17 protein-coding genes are annotated in these 14715 nt (G+C 68.3%); 12 read left to right on the forward strand and 5 right to left on the reverse strand.

Annotation, left to right across the window (positions count from 1 at the left end; translation table 11 throughout):
* Positions 1-122 precede the first annotated feature (122 nt).
* Both IEY31_RS03235 and IEY31_RS03240 read left to right on the forward strand, forming a co-directional pair.
* A complete protein-coding gene (locus IEY31_RS03235) occupies positions 123-1307 on the forward strand; it encodes a trans-sulfuration enzyme family protein (protein WP_188968993.1) in 1185 nt (394 codons plus the stop codon).
* 174 nt (positions 1308-1481) lie between these two features.
* Entirely contained in the window at positions 1482-2006 is a 525-nt protein-coding gene (locus IEY31_RS03240; protein ID WP_188968995.1) for a hypothetical protein, read from the forward strand.
* A gap of 88 nt (positions 2007-2094) precedes the next feature.
* On the opposite strand, the gene IEY31_RS03245 is transcribed toward IEY31_RS03240, so the two are convergent.
* The 3 genes from IEY31_RS03245 to mnmD all read right to left on the reverse strand — a co-directional run bounded on the left by IEY31_RS03245 (position 2095) and on the right by mnmD (position 4812).
* Positions 2095-3093, reverse strand: coding sequence for an isocitrate/isopropylmalate dehydrogenase family protein (locus IEY31_RS03245; protein ID WP_188968997.1), 999 nt, complete (start codon positions 3091-3093; stop codon positions 2095-2097).
* A 73-nt stretch (positions 3094-3166) separates the two neighbouring features.
* Positions 3167-4147 (reverse strand): NAD(P)/FAD-dependent oxidoreductase, encoded by a 981-nt coding sequence (locus tag IEY31_RS03250; protein ID WP_229723284.1) that lies wholly within the window; start codon positions 4145-4147, stop codon positions 3167-3169.
* Positions 4144-4812 (reverse strand): tRNA (5-methylaminomethyl-2-thiouridine)(34)-methyltransferase MnmD, encoded by a 669-nt coding sequence (gene mnmD, locus IEY31_RS03255; RefSeq protein WP_188969000.1) that lies wholly within the window; start codon positions 4810-4812, stop codon positions 4144-4146. The genes IEY31_RS03250 and mnmD overlap by 4 nt, the downstream gene beginning before the upstream one ends.
* 58 nt (positions 4813-4870) lie before the next feature.
* Between mnmD and tsaD the strand changes: the two genes are divergently transcribed.
* Positions 4871-5872 (forward strand): tRNA (adenosine(37)-N6)-threonylcarbamoyltransferase complex transferase subunit TsaD, encoded by a 1002-nt coding sequence (gene tsaD / locus IEY31_RS03260; protein ID WP_188969002.1) that lies wholly within the window; start codon positions 4871-4873, stop codon positions 5870-5872.
* Between the two features lie 101 nt (positions 5873-5973).
* Here tsaD and IEY31_RS03265 read toward each other — a convergent pair whose 3' ends face one another.
* Entirely contained in the window at positions 5974-7704 is a 1731-nt protein-coding gene (locus IEY31_RS03265; protein ID WP_188969003.1) for a long-chain-fatty-acid--CoA ligase, read from the reverse strand.
* Positions 7705-7938: 234 nt separating this feature from the next.
* On the opposite strand from IEY31_RS03265, the gene IEY31_RS03270 reads away from it, so the two are divergent.
* Genes IEY31_RS03270 through IEY31_RS03290 form a run of 5 tightly spaced genes read left to right on the forward strand, consistent with a single transcriptional unit; the run spans position 7939 to position 10572 of the window.
* A complete protein-coding gene (locus IEY31_RS03270; RefSeq protein WP_188969005.1) occupies positions 7939-8484 on the forward strand; it encodes a nucleoside deaminase in 546 nt (181 codons plus the stop codon).
* Positions 8485-8534: 50 nt separating this feature from the next.
* A complete protein-coding gene (locus IEY31_RS03275; RefSeq protein ID WP_188969007.1) occupies positions 8535-9419 on the forward strand; it encodes a ribokinase in 885 nt (294 codons plus the stop codon).
* A gap of 39 nt (positions 9420-9458) precedes the next feature.
* Positions 9459-10013 (forward strand): DUF1999 domain-containing protein, encoded by a 555-nt coding sequence (locus IEY31_RS03280; RefSeq protein WP_188969009.1) that lies wholly within the window; start codon positions 9459-9461, stop codon positions 10011-10013.
* Between the two features lie 8 nt (positions 10014-10021).
* Positions 10022-10237: a heavy-metal-associated domain-containing protein gene (locus IEY31_RS03285; protein ID WP_373289102.1), complete on the forward strand. Its 216-nt coding sequence runs from the start codon at positions 10022-10024 to the stop codon at positions 10235-10237.
* A gap of 2 nt (positions 10238-10239) precedes the next feature.
* Positions 10240-10572: a DUF503 domain-containing protein gene (locus IEY31_RS03290; protein ID WP_188969014.1), complete on the forward strand. Its 333-nt coding sequence runs from the start codon at positions 10240-10242 to the stop codon at positions 10570-10572.
* Positions 10573-10580: 8 nt separating this feature from the next.
* Here the strand turns inward: IEY31_RS03290 and IEY31_RS03295 are convergent, their stop codons facing one another.
* Complete coding sequence (locus IEY31_RS03295) at positions 10581-10937, reverse strand: SH3 domain-containing protein (protein WP_188969016.1); 357 nt, start codon at positions 10935-10937, stop codon at positions 10581-10583.
* A gap of 91 nt (positions 10938-11028) precedes the next feature.
* Between IEY31_RS03295 and purB the strand changes: the two genes are divergently transcribed.
* From purB to IEY31_RS03315, 4 genes are read left to right on the forward strand one after another with little or no spacing between them, the layout of a single operon-like run.
* Positions 11029-12336, forward strand: coding sequence for an adenylosuccinate lyase (gene purB, locus IEY31_RS03300; RefSeq protein ID WP_188969018.1), 1308 nt, complete (start codon positions 11029-11031; stop codon positions 12334-12336).
* A 49-nt stretch (positions 12337-12385) separates the two neighbouring features.
* Complete coding sequence (locus tag IEY31_RS03305; RefSeq protein ID WP_188969020.1) at positions 12386-12754, forward strand: phage holin family protein; 369 nt, start codon at positions 12386-12388, stop codon at positions 12752-12754.
* A complete protein-coding gene (panC, locus tag IEY31_RS03310; RefSeq protein ID WP_229723285.1) occupies positions 12747-13634 on the forward strand; it encodes a pantoate--beta-alanine ligase in 888 nt (295 codons plus the stop codon). Before IEY31_RS03305 ends, panC begins: the two co-directional genes overlap by 8 nt.
* Positions 13631-14707 carry a type IV pilus twitching motility protein PilT gene (locus tag IEY31_RS03315; protein WP_188969022.1) on the forward strand — a complete coding sequence of 359 codons (1077 nt, stop codon included), beginning with the start codon at positions 13631-13633 and terminating at the stop codon, positions 14705-14707. Before panC ends, IEY31_RS03315 begins: the two co-directional genes overlap by 4 nt.
* Positions 14708-14715 lie beyond the last annotated feature (8 nt).

The raw sequence follows: 14715 nt of genomic DNA on the forward strand, positions 1-14715 counted from the left end.
GACGGATGACGGGCGTGCAGAGTGTGGGGAGTGGAACGTGAAGGGGGCCGGACAACGGTTGCTGTAGGGAACACCGGGTGGGTCTCGGGTCTTCCGGCCACGAGAGACGCTAGCCTGTGCGCGTGACTCCTGCCGACAAGCACGCCAAGTATGACCTGACCACCCTGGCCGCCCGCGCAGGCGAGGAGGCCCGGCCCAACTCGTCGGTGCCGCTCGTCGAGCCGATCTACCAGTCCACCGTCTACGCCTTTCCCGATCTGGACGCCCTGGACGGGGCCATGAGCGGCGCGGAGCCTGCGGCCTTCTACTACCGCAACGGCACGCCCAACGCGGCCAGCCTGGAACGCGCCCTGGCCGTGCTGGAAGGTACTGAGGCCGCGCTGGTGGCGGCCAGTGGCATGGCCGCGATCAGCGCCGCCTTTCTGGGCGTCCTGAAAACCGGCGATCATGTGGTCACCGACGCCCGCGTGTACGGCGTGACCTACGCATTGCTGGCCGAGGAATTTCCGCGCCTGGGCATTGAGGTCTCGTTCGTGGATGCCTGCGACCTGAACGAGGTGGAGGCAGCCCTGCGCCCCAACACCAAGATCGTGCATGTCGAGAGCCTGACCAACCCGCTGCTGACCGTGCCGGACGTGCCTGCGCTGGCCCGGCTGGCGCATGGTCACGGCGCACTCCTGAGCGTGGACAACACCTTTGCCAGCCCCGCCGTGTTCCGTCCCGCCTTGCACGGCGCGGACCTCGTCACCCACAGCGTCAGCAAGTACCTCAGCGGCCACAGCAACGCGTTCGGCGGCGTGCTGTGCGCCAGCGCCGAGCTGGTGGCGCTGGCCCGCACCCGGCTGCTGCGGCTGGGCGGCACCATGTCCGCCTTCGACGCGTGGATGACCATGCAGGGCCTCAAGACCCTGGGTCTGCGGATGCGGGCGCACAGCGGCAACGCGCAGGCGGTGGCCGACGTGCTGGTCAACCACCCGCGCGTGAAGGCGGTGTACCACCCCGGCCTCAGCGATCACCCGCAGTTTCATCTGGCGATGGACCTGTACCCCCACGGCTTTGGCGGCATGCTGGCCGCCGATATCGAGGACGCCCCGGCATTTGTCAAGGCGCTGGCGGGCCGCATTCCGCTGGCCCCCAGTCTGGCCGACGTGATCACCACCCTGTCGTGGCCGTGGGGCACCTCGCACCGCGCCCTGCCCGAGGCCGAGCGCCGCCGTCTGGGGATCACGCCGGGGCTGCTGCGCATCAGCGTGGGCATCGAGGACATCGGGGACCTGCTGGGCGATTTTGAGAGTGCGCTGGACTAGCGGGCCGGCAGGCGAGGCGGAGGGCCGTAGCCGGGCTTAAGATGGAAGGTGCTTCGTGGTCCTGCTTCCCCCCGGCCCGGCCACGTCGGCGACAGTTGAAGGTTTCCTGCTGGCGAGCCGCTGTGGGCAGACTGCCGGCGTCCGGACGCCCGCCCAGTGCAGGAGGGAGAACGCATGTCAGCCTCAACCCACGCCCGTGCCGTTCTGGTTTCGCTACTGACCGCCATGCTGGGTGCCGGTCCCGCCGCCTCCGCCCAGACCACCCCACAGACAGTCACGCAGACCCTGGTCATCAATTATCCCAACAGCGGGGCGTCCGTGGGCACCCAGGCCGCGCCGTATACGGGGCTGGTGTACGTCAAGGTCTTTCCCGCCGATCCGGAGTTGATCAAGAAGTACGGCGCCGGCCCGGTGTCCTCAGCCGAACTCAGGCCCAGTGCGCGCGACGTGCGGCAGTTGCCGCTGGGCCGCTACGAGGTGCAGTTTGCATACCGGGCTGGAAGCGAACTCAAGACGGTCGTCCTGCGGGACGTGATTCTGCGTGCGGACCGTAGCGACGCCTTGACCGTGGCACTCAACGACGCGAAAACCACCATCATCGGAGGGGACCCCAGCATCCGGCAGATGACCGAAATGATCCGCGAGTTGCAGGCCCAGGTCAAGGAACTGCAGGCGCAGGTGGCGGCCCTCAAGAAATAGTCTGGAGCCTGCAAAGTAAAAAGAGGCGGCCTCCGTTTGGGGGCCACCCCTTTCGTTTGCGCTGCACAGTTGGTGGTTGCAGGCCTGCTTACAGTGCCGCGATCACCGCTTCCGTGAACTCTTTGGTGCCCGCCGTGCCGCCCAGATCGCGGGTGCGCGGTCCCTCGGTCAGCACCTTGTTCACGGCGGTGTCGATGCGCCGCGCTGTGTCGTGCTCGCCCAGCTGATCAAGCATCAGCACGGCGGCCAGGATGGTGGCGGTGGGATTGCTAATGCCCTGCCCGGCGATGTCGGGGGCGCTGCCGTGCACCGACTCGAAGATGCCGAACTTGTCGCCCACATTGCCGCTGGCCGCGATGCCCAGGCCCCCCACCAGTCCGGCGGCCAGATCAGAGAGGATGTCACCGAACATGTTGGTCATCACCATCACGTCGAACTGCCGGGGGTTGCGCACCAGCTGCATGGCCGCGTTGTCCACGATCATGGTGCTGGTGTTTAACCCCTCCACCGTCTTGGTGTGGTCCAGGATGGTGTTCAGAAAGAGCCCCTGCGTCACGGGCAACACGTTCGCCTTGTGCACCACGGTCAGGCGTTTGTCGCGCTTCATGGCCAGTTCGGCGGCGTACTTGCCGATGCGCAGGCTGGCCTCGCCGGTAATCACGGTGTCGGCAATCGCGGTGTCACCGTAACGCCGCTCCTGCTCGACGTACAGCCCCTGGGTGTTCTCGCGCACAATCACCAGATCGACGTTCTCGTACGCGCCGGGAACCGGTCGGGTCTTGGTAGGGCGCACGTTGGCGTACAGCCCGTACTTCTGGCGCAGGTGCCGGATCGCGCCGGAGAAGCCGGGCGGTTTCTCGCCGCTGGGGCTGGTGGCCGCGCCGAACAGGGTGGCGTGGGTGTTTTCCACCGCGTCGTAGGTGGCCTGCGGAACGCTGGTGCCGTGGTCGAGGTAATACTCGTACCCGGCCTCGGCGTCCACGTACTCGGCGTCGAAGCCGGCAGCGTCCAGCACACGGCGGGTGGCGGGGATGACTTCGTGGCCGATGCCATCGCCCTCGATAGAACAGATGCGGTATTTCGCCATAATTGACAGTCTAGTTCACCAGTGGCCAGGCGCGGGGGGCGTTACCCGGCGTGTGACGGGATGCGGCGGCCCGCTACGCCAGCGCCTCCACCACCCGTTCGGCCAGGGCGCGTGCCAGCAGCGGCCCCAGCAGGAAACCCTTGCTGCCCAGGCCCGACAGGTGCCACACGCCGTTCCCGTCCTGTCCGTTTCGCAGTTCGGAGAGGCGCGAACCCGTCCAGCGCCCGGTGACCCGCACGCCGCCCAGATCGGCCAGGGTCTCACCCTTGTTCAGCAGCCAGCCCAGCGAGGCCAGCGGCAGTGTCGGCGGGGACCAGCGTTGCGCCGGGGTCTCGTAGGTGGCGCCCAGCACGCCGCCCGTTGCAGAAGGAGCCAGATACGCCCCGAAACTCAGGGGCACGTTCGTCGCTGCACGGTCCAGCGTGAGCAGGCTGCCCCTGCGGTGGATGCGGGTCTCGTGTCTCCACGAGGAGCCGATGGAGCCGCCGCAGTGAATGATCTGTGGTGTGGAACGGGCCGATATGCGGTCGTTGCCCTCTCCATCAACCACCACCCATCGCCCATTCATCTCCTGCGCCCGCCCCCGGACCACCGTCGCTCCTGACGCTTCGAGCAAGGCCCGCGTGAAGGCTGAGCCGTCTACCCAGCCGGCCTCCGGCAGCCACAGGGCGTGGTTCCAGCTGGGGGGCAGTGGCGTGGGAACTTCGGCTCTCGTCAGCCAGCGGTGTGGCAATTCAGGCGGCAGATTGCGCTCAAAGCGGGCGCGGGCCTGATCGTGGGGAACCGGGCGCAGCACGCCCGTCTGCCCATGGGGCACCGGGTGCCCGGCGGCCTCCAGCTCCCGCAGCAGCGCCCAGGTTGCTGCCATGCCTTCCAGCGCCCGCGCGTCGACGCCACCCGACTGCCCGCGCACCGGATTGATCAGGGCAGACGGCACCGAACTGGCCGCGTGAACTCCGGCGTCAATGACCGTGACCTGCACCCCCAGCCTGAACAGAAAATACGCGGCGGAGGCTCCGGCAATGCCGCCGCCGATCACCAGGGCCGACTTCACCGCACGGCCCGCAGGCATTCGCGTTTGCCCGGCGCCCCGGGGCGCCGCTGCACCGTCAGGCCCGCCGCCTCCAGCGAGCGGCGCACATGCCCCGCGGCGCTGTAGGTGGCCAGGACGCCGCCCGGCGCCAGTGTGGCGGCCAGCCGCGCCACAAACTCCGGCGTCCAGACCTCCGGATTGCGGGTGGGCGAGAAGCCGTCCAGATACACGGCGGTGGCCCAGCCCTGCGGCAACGCTGCGGTCAGCACGTCGGCAAAGTGGACGGTCAGGCACACGCTTCCGGCCTCGAGGTCCAGCGGCGGGTTCGGCCAGCGTGCCAGCACCGACTGCCAGGCCGGGTGGTCCGCGCCGATGTCGCCTTTCGACACCTCATGCAGCCAGCCCACCGGGGCCGGGTCGAACTCGTAGGCCATGTACTCCAGCCCCACGCCGCGTGCCGCCGTGTCGGCCAGCGTGGCGCGGAAATTAACGCCTAGGCCGAAGCCGATTTCCAGCACACGGGGTGTCGGATGCCCGTGCGTCCCGGTCCCCTCTACAAAAACGTGCCGCGCCTGCGTCTGCGCGCCGTGCTGCGAGCCGTAGGCCTCGCCGAAACGGGCACTGAAGGCGGTGCGCGAGCCGTCGGGCGTCTCGATGATGGGGGGAAGATCGGCGGCGAGGTCCATACGCAGCGAGGATACGGCTTTCCTTCTGTCTTGGCCGCCCCTGCTACACTCCCCGGCGATGAGTGCTGCGCCGCTGTACATACTGGGCATCGACACCTCCTGCGACGACACCGGCGTGGGCATCGTGGAACTGACCGCCGGCGGCGTGCAGGTGCGCGCCAACCGCATCTGGACCCAGGCCGTCCACGCTCAGTACGGCGGCGTGATGCCCGAACTTGCCAGCCGCGAGCATGTGGAGCGCATCGACGCCGTGATGGGCGACGCATTGGCGGAGGCGGGCCTGAAGGTCTCCGACATCGGGGCGGTGGCGGCCACCTCCGGTCCCGGTCTAGTGGGCGCGCTGCTGGTGGGCCTGATGTACGGCAAGGGTCTGGCGCAGGCGCTGGACGTGCCGTTCTTCGCCGCCCATCACCTGGAAGGCCACATCTTTGCCGCCGCATCCGAGGACAACCTGCAGGCGCCGTACCTGGCCCTGGTGGTCAGCGGCGGCCACACCCACCTGTTCGACGTGCCCGAGGAGGGCCGGTACGTGCTGGTGGGCGCCACCCGCGACGACGCGGCGGGCGAGGCCTTCGACAAGATCGCGCGGCTCTCGGGGCTGGGCTACCCCGGCGGCCCTGCCATTGCCGAGGCGGCCCTGCGCGGCAACCCCGACGCCGTGCCGTTTAAGGAACCGCTGCAGGGCCAGAAAGCTTTCGAGTTCAGCTTCAGCGGCCTCAAGACCGCCGCGCTGCTGGCGCACAAGGCGGGAGCAGCCCCCGAGGACCTCGCCGCCAGCTTCCAGAAGGCCGCCGTGCATGTGCTGGTCAAGACCACCCGCCGCGCCGCCGAGGCGTACGGGCGGCGCACGGTGGTGGTATCGGGTGGGGTGGCCGCCAACACCGCCCTGCGCGAGGCCTTTGCCCGCACCGATCTGCGGGTGGTGTTTCCGGGCAAGGGCCTGAACACCGACAACGGCGCGATGATCGCCCTGGCTGGGGCCGCCGCCCTCAGGGCAGGCCGCGCCCCCAGCTCCCTGGCGGCGGGAGCCACGGCCTACGCCCCGCTGGCGAACGGATAGCCTCCGCTGACCCTCGGCGCGACTCGCCCGCCAACGAAACATCCCCCTCGCCGATCTGGGCGGGGGGGATGTTTGGATCTGTCGGTCCGGGCTTCGTTGCCTTACGCGCCCGGCTGTCTGGTCTGCGTTTCCCTGGCCTCCTGGGCCAGCTGGCGGCGCAGGATCTTCATGGCGGCCGTCTTGGGCAGCTCCTCATCGCGGAACTCCACGCTGCGCGGGGCCTTGTAGGCGCTGAGGTGCTGGCGGCAGTACGCGATGATCTCGGCCTCGGTGGCCTTCATACCTGGCTTCAGGTGAACCACGGCGTGGACGCTCTCGCCCCGGTACTCGTCGGGCAGGCCCACCGCCGCCGCCTCCAGCACGGCGGGATGGGCGTTCAACACCTCGTCGACCTCACGCGGGTAGACGTTGTGGCCGCCCACCAGAATCAGGTCCTTCTTGCGGTCCACGATGCTGAAATAGCCGTCCTCGTCCATCGTCGCCATGTCGCCGGTCAGCAGCCAGGTCTTGCCATACGCCTCCCGCAGGGTCTCGGCGGTGGCGTCGGGGCGCTGCCAGTAGCCCAGCATGATGTTCGGCCCGGCCACCCACAGTTCGCCGACCTCGCCGACAGGCACGATCTCGCCGTCCTCGCCCACCACGATGGAATCCACGCCGGGCATGGGCAGGCCGATGCTGCCTTCCCGCTGCTGGCCGAAGATGGGGTTGGTGTGGGTGATGGGACTGGCCTCGGTCAGACCGTAACCCTCCACAAGATTGGCGCCCCCCGTGATCTCGCGGAATTTGCGAGCCGTTTCCAGCAGCAGCGGCGCGCTGCCGCTGATGCACGCGCGAATGCTGGTCAGGTCGTGTTTGGCCGTGTCCGGGTGGTTGTTGATGGCGTTGTACAGCGTGGGCACGCCGGGAAACAGCGTGGCCCCCGACGCCTCGATCTGCGACAGGACCATCTTGATGTCGCGGGCATTGGGCACCAGCGCCATCGTTGCCCCGGTCATGATGCTCAGGTTCATGGCCACGGTCATGCCGTAGACGTGAAAGAAGGGAATGGCGGCCAGCGTGACCTCCTGCCCGTCTTTCAGGTCCGTCATCCACACGCGGCCCTGCTCGGCGTTGGCCATCAGGTTAAGGTGGCTGAGCATCGCGCCCTTGGGGGTGCCGGTGGTGCCGCCGGTGTACTGCAGCAGCGCGAGGTCACCGGGCTCACGCGGCGCGGGCGCGGGCGTGGGCGACTGGAATTTCAGCAGCCGCGCGTACTGCAGCACGTGCGCGCTGGCCGGTACATCCACCCAGGTGCCCTCGCGCCGCGCCTTGATGGGATACAGCAGGTTCTTGGGAAACGGCAAGGCGTCCTGGATGCCAGTCACGATCACGCGCTTGACCGGCACGCTGTCCTGAATCTCGGCGTAGCGAGAATAGAAGGTGTCGAGCATGATCAGCGTCTCGCTGCCGCTGTCGTTCAGCTGGTGCCTGAGTTCGTCGGCCACGTACAGCGGGCTGGTGTTGACCACCACTGCCCCGGCCAGCAGCGTGCCGAAAAAGGCCGTCACGAACTGCGGGCAGTTGGGCAGCATCACCGAGACGCGGTCCCCGGGCTTGACCCCCATCTTCTGCAGCGCCAGTGCCAGCTTCTGCGCGCTCTGCCACAGTTCCCGGTAGGTGGTGTTGGCGCCCAGGAAGCCCGTGGCCACCCGGTCCGGGTAGCGCTGGGCGCTGCGCTCCAGCATCTGCGGCAGGGTCAGGGTGCTGGGCGTGAAGTCGTGCGGCACGCCGACCTCGTAGTGCTGGAGCCAGGGGCGGGGCAGTTGTGGGTGGGACGGTGCGGTGGGGGACATGGCGCTCCTCGGGAGGTGAGAGGGGGGGCGGATGAATTGGCGCGGCGCCGGGCAACCCGGGAGCCTGAGGGGCGAAAGAATTGAACTTGGTCTAATTATGACAGTCTGCCGACCTGATCTTCAAGTCGCTCCCCACCCCGGCCCCGTTCCCACCGCTGCGGATGTGAACGTCCTCAAGGTTGTGTGCAGGCTGTCCTGAGCGCTGCCGGGGCCGCCGGGAGGCAGACTGGGCGCATGACCGCCGACGCCCCGGCCCCATCTGTTCACGAAGCCCACCTGCGCGAGACCCTGGCCCTGGCCCGCGAGTCCCTGGCGGCGGGCAGTTCGCCCATCGGAGCCGTACTGGTCGACAAGAACGGCACGGTTATCGCGCGGGGCCGCAACCGCGTGGGCGAGCCGCAGACCGCCGACCGGGTGGGGGACGCCAGCGTGGCCCACGCCGAGATGGACGTGTTCTTTCAGGCGGGCAAGCTGGAAAATCCCCAGGACCTGACGCTGTACTCCAGCCTGGAGCCCTGCCTGATGTGCGGCGGGGCCTCCGCGCTGCTGGAGGTGGGCCGCATTGTGTGGGCCACCGACGACGCGTGGGGCGGCTCGGGCCGCCTGCTGGCGTGGTCCGATCATCCGGCCATGCAGGAAACCGAGGTCGTGCCCTGCCCCCTGCCCGAACTGGAGGCCGAGGGCGCCCGCCTGTTCGCCCCCGAGGCCAAACGCGCCTTTCCCGACGAGGGCTGGGCGCTGTGGCGTGGGCGCTACCCGGCGGAAACCGAAGGGGTCTGAACCTCACCCTCTATCATCCGGGTCATGAAGTACTTCAACTGGGGGCGGACGTGAGCGTGCTGGTGGTGGGCAGCATCAACGCGGACCTGACGGTGCGGACCGCCCGCATTCCCGCCCCCGGTGAGACTGTGCTGGGCGGCGACGCCCGAACCTCGCCGGGCGGCAAGGGGGCCAACGGAGCGGTGGCAGCGGCGCTGGCCGGGGCAGCCGTCTTGCTGGTGGGGGCGGTAGGCGACGACGCTTTCCGTGACGTGGCGCTGTCTGGATTGAGGCGGGTGGGCGTGGACCTGGGCCGCCTGCGGACCCTGGACGCCCCCACCGGACTGGCCCTGATCACGGTCTCGGACGAGGGCGAGAACGCCATCACTGTGGCGAGCGGCGCGAACGCCCGCTTGATGCCGGAGCATCTGCCGGTCGACTTTTCCGGCTTCACCCACCTGCTGATGCAACAGGAATTGCCGCCGGAAATCACCCTGGAGGCCGCCCGGCGCGCGTCGGCTGCGGGACTGACCGTGCTGCTGAACGCCGCTCCTACCCGCGACACCGCCCCCGAACTGCTGCGGCTGACCGGTCATCTGCTGGTCAATGAACACGAGCTGGCCGCGCTGGCTGGTGAGGGCGAGGTGCAGGCTGGCGCCCGCGCCCTGCTGGAGCGCGGACCGGAGGCCGTGACCGTCACGCTGGACGGCGAGGGCAGCCTGACCGTCACGGCGCGGGAAACGCACCGCCTGCCCGCGCACCCGGTCCATGCGGTGGATACCACCGGGGCCGGCGACACCTTCTGCGGCGTGCTGACCGCGCGGCTCTCGGACGGCGATGGGCTGGCGGCCGCGTTGCGCTGGGCCGGCATCGCCGCCGCCCTGGCCTGCACCCGCCCCGGCGCCCAGGACGCCATGCCGAGCTGGGCCGAAGTTCAGCGGGAAAGTGAGCGCTGACGCGTGGCGCTGCCCTCCATCCCCTGTTAGCCTGACCCCATGCGTTACCGGATTTTCACCGAACAGGACACCGACGCGCTTCAGGCGCTGGATCTGAGTGTGCAGCGGCACCTGGACCCCGCCTTCGATACCCTGCCTGAACGCGAGCGCGAGGGCCGCATCAGCACCAGCCTGCCCGCGCTGAAGTTCTACGAGCGCAGCGAGCATTCCTTTGTGGCCGAGGAAGACGGTCAGCTGGCGGGATTCATCTTCGCGCAGTCGGTGTGGCAGGGCGACAAGCCCATCGTGCTGGTGCGGACCCTGAGCCTGTTGCCCGGTGCGCCCACGGAGACCGCCCAGGGCCTGCTGCACGCCACGGTCAAGAGCGCCTACGACGCCGCCGTCTACGAGGTGCATTTTCCGCTGGTGCCGGGTCTGGAAGACACCGCACGCGCCGAGGAAGCGGTCGCCCTCGGGGCCTACGCGGTGCGGCACCTGGGCAGCCGCCTGGAGACTTCACCGGGTCAGCGGCTGGGCAGCCACGGCAACGCCGCGTCACACCCTGCTGGGGGTGGTGGGATTTTCGGCCCGCCGGACGCAGGGGACACCGCATAATGGCAGGCATGAACACTTCCGCCACCCGTGTGCTGCTGGGCGTCCGCGGCATGTCCCGTGACGCAGGGCAGACGGTTGCCGCCGCCCTGGCCGCCCTGCCCGGCGTGTCGAGGGCCACCCCCGACGACGGCCAGATCGAGGTGCATTACGATCCCACGCAACTGACCATCATGGATCTGGTGCGTGCAGTGCGCGGTCAGGGTTTCCTGGCCGGAATGCTGTAGCGGTGGCGCTGGGGTACGTCGGAGTGCTGACCATGCGGCTGGAAATGCCGTGGGTGGGCAACCTCAAGGAGAAACGCGCCTTGGTGCGCCCGGTTGTCGAGCGCCTGAAGGCCCGCTTTCCCCTGACCGTGGCCCGCCTGGACGGGCTGGACGCCCATGACTGGGAAGTGATCGGCGTGGCCACCATCAGCAACGACTACGGCTGGGTCAAGGAAACCCTGAAGATGGCCGCCGACTACATTGCCAGCGAGGGGCCGTACCGCGTGGCCTCGGAGGACACCGAGATCACGGTGATCGGCGAGGGCGATCTGGAAGAGGAAGAGCTGGCGGACTGAGCGGGAGGTTATCTGACCCTGTTGCAGCCGACTCCATCCTTGTCCCGGTCCAACCCTGGCGTATAACTGGCCTCAGTCTTCTTGATGTCGAACAGGCCGACTTTGCTCAGCTCAGTGCAGCGTCCATACCTGGCCTTGACCCGTGGGCGCTCCAACCAGCCCGTCTTGCCCTGAGCGGTGACTTCGCACCACGTGGCCGTACAGGAAAGGATGTCCAGGCTGGCTTTGGCGGGCAACGTCGCAAGCAACGGGCTGGTGGAGCTGGCCTGCGCGTGCAGGCGGGCGGATGCGGGGACACTTCCTGGGTAGGCCAGGGCCGTCGAGACGACGGCAAGCAGAAAAGTGGCCCAGCGTTTCAGTTGCATAGGTAGAAGCCATCATGGCACCCCGGTCCATCCATTGAGACTGCAACGGTGCGTCACTCCGTCCGCCCGAGCCCCGTGTTAGCCTCGCCGCGTGATCGAACGTTACCTGACGCCCGAAATGAAGACCCTCTGGTCCGAGGCCAGCAAGTACCGCGCGTGGCTGCGCGTGGAACTTGCTGCGATGGACGCCCAGGCCAGTCAGGGCGAGGTGCCGCGCGAGGCCCACACGGCGCTGCTGGAGCAGACGGGGGCCGATCCCATTGACGAGGCTTTCGCCGCCCGCGTGGCTGAGATTGAGGCCGTTACCCGCCACGACATCGTGGCGTTTACCCGCGCCCTGAGCGAGCGCTACGGTGACGAGGCCCGCTTTATCCACCATGGCCTGACCAGCACCGACGTGGTGGACACCGCCCAGAACCTGCTGCTGGATGAGGCCCTGGGCCTGATCCTCGATGATGCGGGTGCGCTGCGTGAGGTCTGCCGCACCCAGGCGCTGGCGTACAAGCACACGCCCACGGTGGGCCGGACCCACGGCATCCATGCCGAGCCCATGACCTTCGGCCTCAAGTTTCTGAACTGGATGGCCGCGCTGGACCGTGACCTGGAGCGCCTGGCGGCAGCCCGCAGGCGCATTCAGGTGGTGATGCTGTCCGGCTCGGTGGGCACCTACGCCCACGTCTCCCCGCAGGTGGAGGTGGAGGTGGCCCGCGCCTGGGGCTGGGAAGCCGCGCCCGTGACCAACCAGACCCTGGCCCGTGACCGCCACGCCGAGGTGCTGGCGGCCCTGGCCATCTTCGGCACCACGCTGGAAAAGATTGCCGTGGAAATTCGCCACCTGCAGCGCTCGGAGGTCCGGGAAGCGATGGAACCCTTCGGCAAGGGACAAACCGGCAGCAGCTCCATGCCGCACAAGAAAAACCCGATCCTGACCGAGAACGTGACCGGCTTTGCCCGGCTGCTGCGCGGTTTCCTGACCACCGGCCTGGAAAACGTGGCCCTGTGGCACGAGCGCGACATCAGCCACTCCAGCGCCGAGCGCGTGATTCTGCCCGACGCCACCGCCGCCGCCAGCTACGCCACCCGCCGCCTGACCGGGGTGCTGCGCGATCTGGTGGTGTTCCCCGAGCGCATGCTGAAGAACATGAACGATCTGGGCGGGCTGGTGTTCAGCCAGCGCGTGCTGCACGCCCTGATTGACGAGAAGGGCATGTCGCGTGAGGCTGCCTACGATCTGGTACAGCGCCACGCCCTGAAAAGCTGGGAAACCGGTGAGGGCCTGCGCGAGTTGCTGGCCGCCGACGCCGAATGCCCGCTGAATGCCGCCGAACTGGACGGGGCCTTCGATCTGGCGTGGTACCTGAGGCACGTGGACGACATCTACGTGCGCTTCGGGATGTAGCCGCCCCGGTCCGGCGCTGCCGCGCCGCGCCATCCCTTATGCTGTTTCCATGGGATTTATTCTCCGGCTTCTGGTCAACGCGCTGGCGCTGTATCTGCTGACGCAGGTGTATTCGGGCGTGTTCTTCGAGGGCGGCGCCGCGGTGGGCAGCGTGCTGATCGCCGCGCTGGTGATGGGCATTGTGAACGCGCTGATCCGCCCGGTGCTGCTGCTGCTCTCGCTGCCGCTGACCCTGCTGACGCTGGGCCTATTCACTCTGGTGGTCAACGGCGTGGTGTTGCTGCTGGTGGCGGCGGTCACGGCGCTGGATACGGCGGGTTTCGGCGCGGCCATCGTGGGGGCCCTGATCCTGACCGTCATTTCCTGGCTGCTCGACGCCGTGGTGGGAGCGCTGGGGCTGGACGGCCGGCGTGCCTGAAGTGGCTGCGCGGGTGCAGCCCCAGGTTGTCCGCTCCCCGGAGGCCCTGCGTTCGGCACTGGCCGGACGGGGCCGCGTGGGGCTGGTACCGACCATGGGCTATCTGCACGACGGCCACGCCACCCTGATGCGCCGCGCCCGCGAGGTTTGCGACGTGCTGGTGGTCAGCATCTTCGTCAATCCGTTGCAGTTCGGCCCTGCCGAGGACCTGGCCGCCTACCCCCGTGATCTGGAGCGCGATCTGGGCGTGGTGGAGGCGGCGGGCGTGGACGTGGTGTTCATGCCCACTTCGGAGACCATGTACCCGCCTGCTTTCAATACCCGCGTGGTGGTGTCGGGCGTCAGTGAGGGGCTGGACGGGGCCTCGCGTCCCGGTCACTTCGTCGGGGTGGCGACGGTGGTGCTCAAGCTGCTGAATCTGGTGCGCCCGGACGTGGCTTTTTTCGGCGAGAAGGACTGGCAGCAGCTGACCGTGCTGCGCCAGATGGTCCGTGACCTGAACGTGCCGGTGGACGTGGTGGGGCTGCCCACCGTGCGCGCGCCCTCGGGGCTGGCCCTCAGCAGCCGCAACAGCTACCTGAGCACGGAGCAGCAGGCGCGGGCCGCCGTGCTGTCGCGCGCTCTGACGGCGGTGCAGACCGCGTATGCCAGCGGCGAGCGGACGGCTGCGGCGCTGCGCCAGGCTGGGCTGGACGTGCTGGCCACCGAGCCCGAGGTCACGCTGGATTACCTGAGCGTCGTGGGCCGTGACATGCAGGAAAGAGAGGTTGTGGACAATGATTCCATGACCCGTGTGCTGGTGGCGGCCCGAATGTTCGGCGTCCGGCTGATCGACAACATGCCGCTGGGTTCGGCCCACCCGGAGGCGAATCCCGCGTGACCCTGGACGAGCTGCTGCAGGAGATGGTGGGCCGCCGGGCCTCGGACATTCACCTGCACGCTGGCAGCCCGCCGATGGGCCGGGTGGACGGCCACCTGGTGGCCTTTGGCGCGCAGGCGCTGATGCCTCCCGACACTGCCCTGCTGGCGCAGGCGCTGATGTCCGCCGAGCAGTGGGACGACTTTGCCTACCGCAACGAGCTGGACCTGGCCTACGGGGTGTCCGGGCTGGGCCGCTTCCGCTGCAACATCTTCCGGCAGCGCGGTTCGGTGGGCATTGTCATGCGGGTGGTGACCGACGCCGTTCCCGGCTTCGAGTCGCTGGGCCTGCCGGCCGGCGTCCTGCAGGGCCTGGCCGAGGCCCCGCGCGGCCTGATTCTGGTGACTGGCCCCACCGGCAGCGGCAAGTCCACCACCCTGGCCAGCCTGATCGACCACATCAACTGCACCTTTGCCTCCAACGTCATCACGGTGGAAGACCCCATCGAGATCCTGCACAGGAACAAGAAGAGCATCGTGGTGCAGCGCGAGATCGGCACCGATACCCGCGATTTCCGCACTGCCCTGAAATACGCCATGCGTCAGGACCCCGACGTGATTATGATCGGCGAGATGCGCGACAAGGAGACCGTCGAGGCCGCCCTGAGCGCGGCGCAGACGGGACACCTTGTCCTCAGCACCCTGCACACCCAGGACGCGGTGCGGTCTGTCAACCGCATCATCGACTTCTTCGCCCCCTACGAGCGTGCCCAGGTCCGGCTGCAACTGGCCGAAACGCTGGTGGGCATCGTCAGCCAGCGGCTTCTGCGGCGTTCGGACGGCGTGGGGCGTGCGCTGGCGCTGGAGGTGATGCTCAACACCCCCCTGATCCAGGAATACATCAAGGACGAGGCCAAGACCCCGCTGATCAAGGACGCCCTGATGGAAGACAACATTCGCGGCATGCATACCTTCGATCAGCATCTGGCACAGCTGTACCAGCACAACATGATCACCATGGATGAGGCCCTGAACGCCGCGAGCAGTCCTCATGAGCTGAAGCTGATGGTCACGCGCAGCGGCCACGGGTACTAGCCGGAGAC

The organism is Deinococcus aerolatus (assembly GCF_014647055.1).
Taxonomy (GTDB): Bacteria; Deinococcota; Deinococci; order Deinococcales; family Deinococcaceae; genus Deinococcus; species Deinococcus aerolatus.

Coding starts and splice junctions, on each gene's coding strand:
- IEY31_RS03285 (WP_373289102.1), top strand. CDS start 10,022: ATGAACACTTCCGCCACCCGTGTGCTGCTGGGCGTCCGCGGCATGTCC.
- IEY31_RS03305 (WP_188969020.1), top strand. CDS start 12,386: ATGGGATTTATTCTCCGGCTTCTGGTCAACGCGCTGGCGCTGTATCTG.
- tsaD (WP_188969002.1), top strand. CDS start 4,871: ATGAGTGCTGCGCCGCTGTACATACTGGGCATCGACACCTCCTGCGAC.
- IEY31_RS03280 (WP_188969009.1), top strand. CDS start 9,459: ATGCGTTACCGGATTTTCACCGAACAGGACACCGACGCGCTTCAGGCG.
- IEY31_RS03245 (WP_188968997.1), bottom strand. CDS start 3,093: ATGGCGAAATACCGCATCTGTTCTATCGAGGGCGATGGCATCGGCCAC.
- IEY31_RS03295 (WP_188969016.1), bottom strand. CDS start 10,937: ATGCAACTGAAACGCTGGGCCACTTTTCTGCTTGCCGTCGTCTCGACG.
- IEY31_RS03270 (WP_188969005.1), top strand. CDS start 7,939: ATGACCGCCGACGCCCCGGCCCCATCTGTTCACGAAGCCCACCTGCGC.
- IEY31_RS03240 (WP_188968995.1), top strand. CDS start 1,482: ATGTCAGCCTCAACCCACGCCCGTGCCGTTCTGGTTTCGCTACTGACC.
- mnmD (WP_188969000.1), bottom strand. CDS start 4,812: ATGGACCTCGCCGCCGATCTTCCCCCCATCATCGAGACGCCCGACGGC.
- IEY31_RS03265 (WP_188969003.1), bottom strand. CDS start 7,704: ATGTCCCCCACCGCACCGTCCCACCCACAACTGCCCCGCCCCTGGCTC.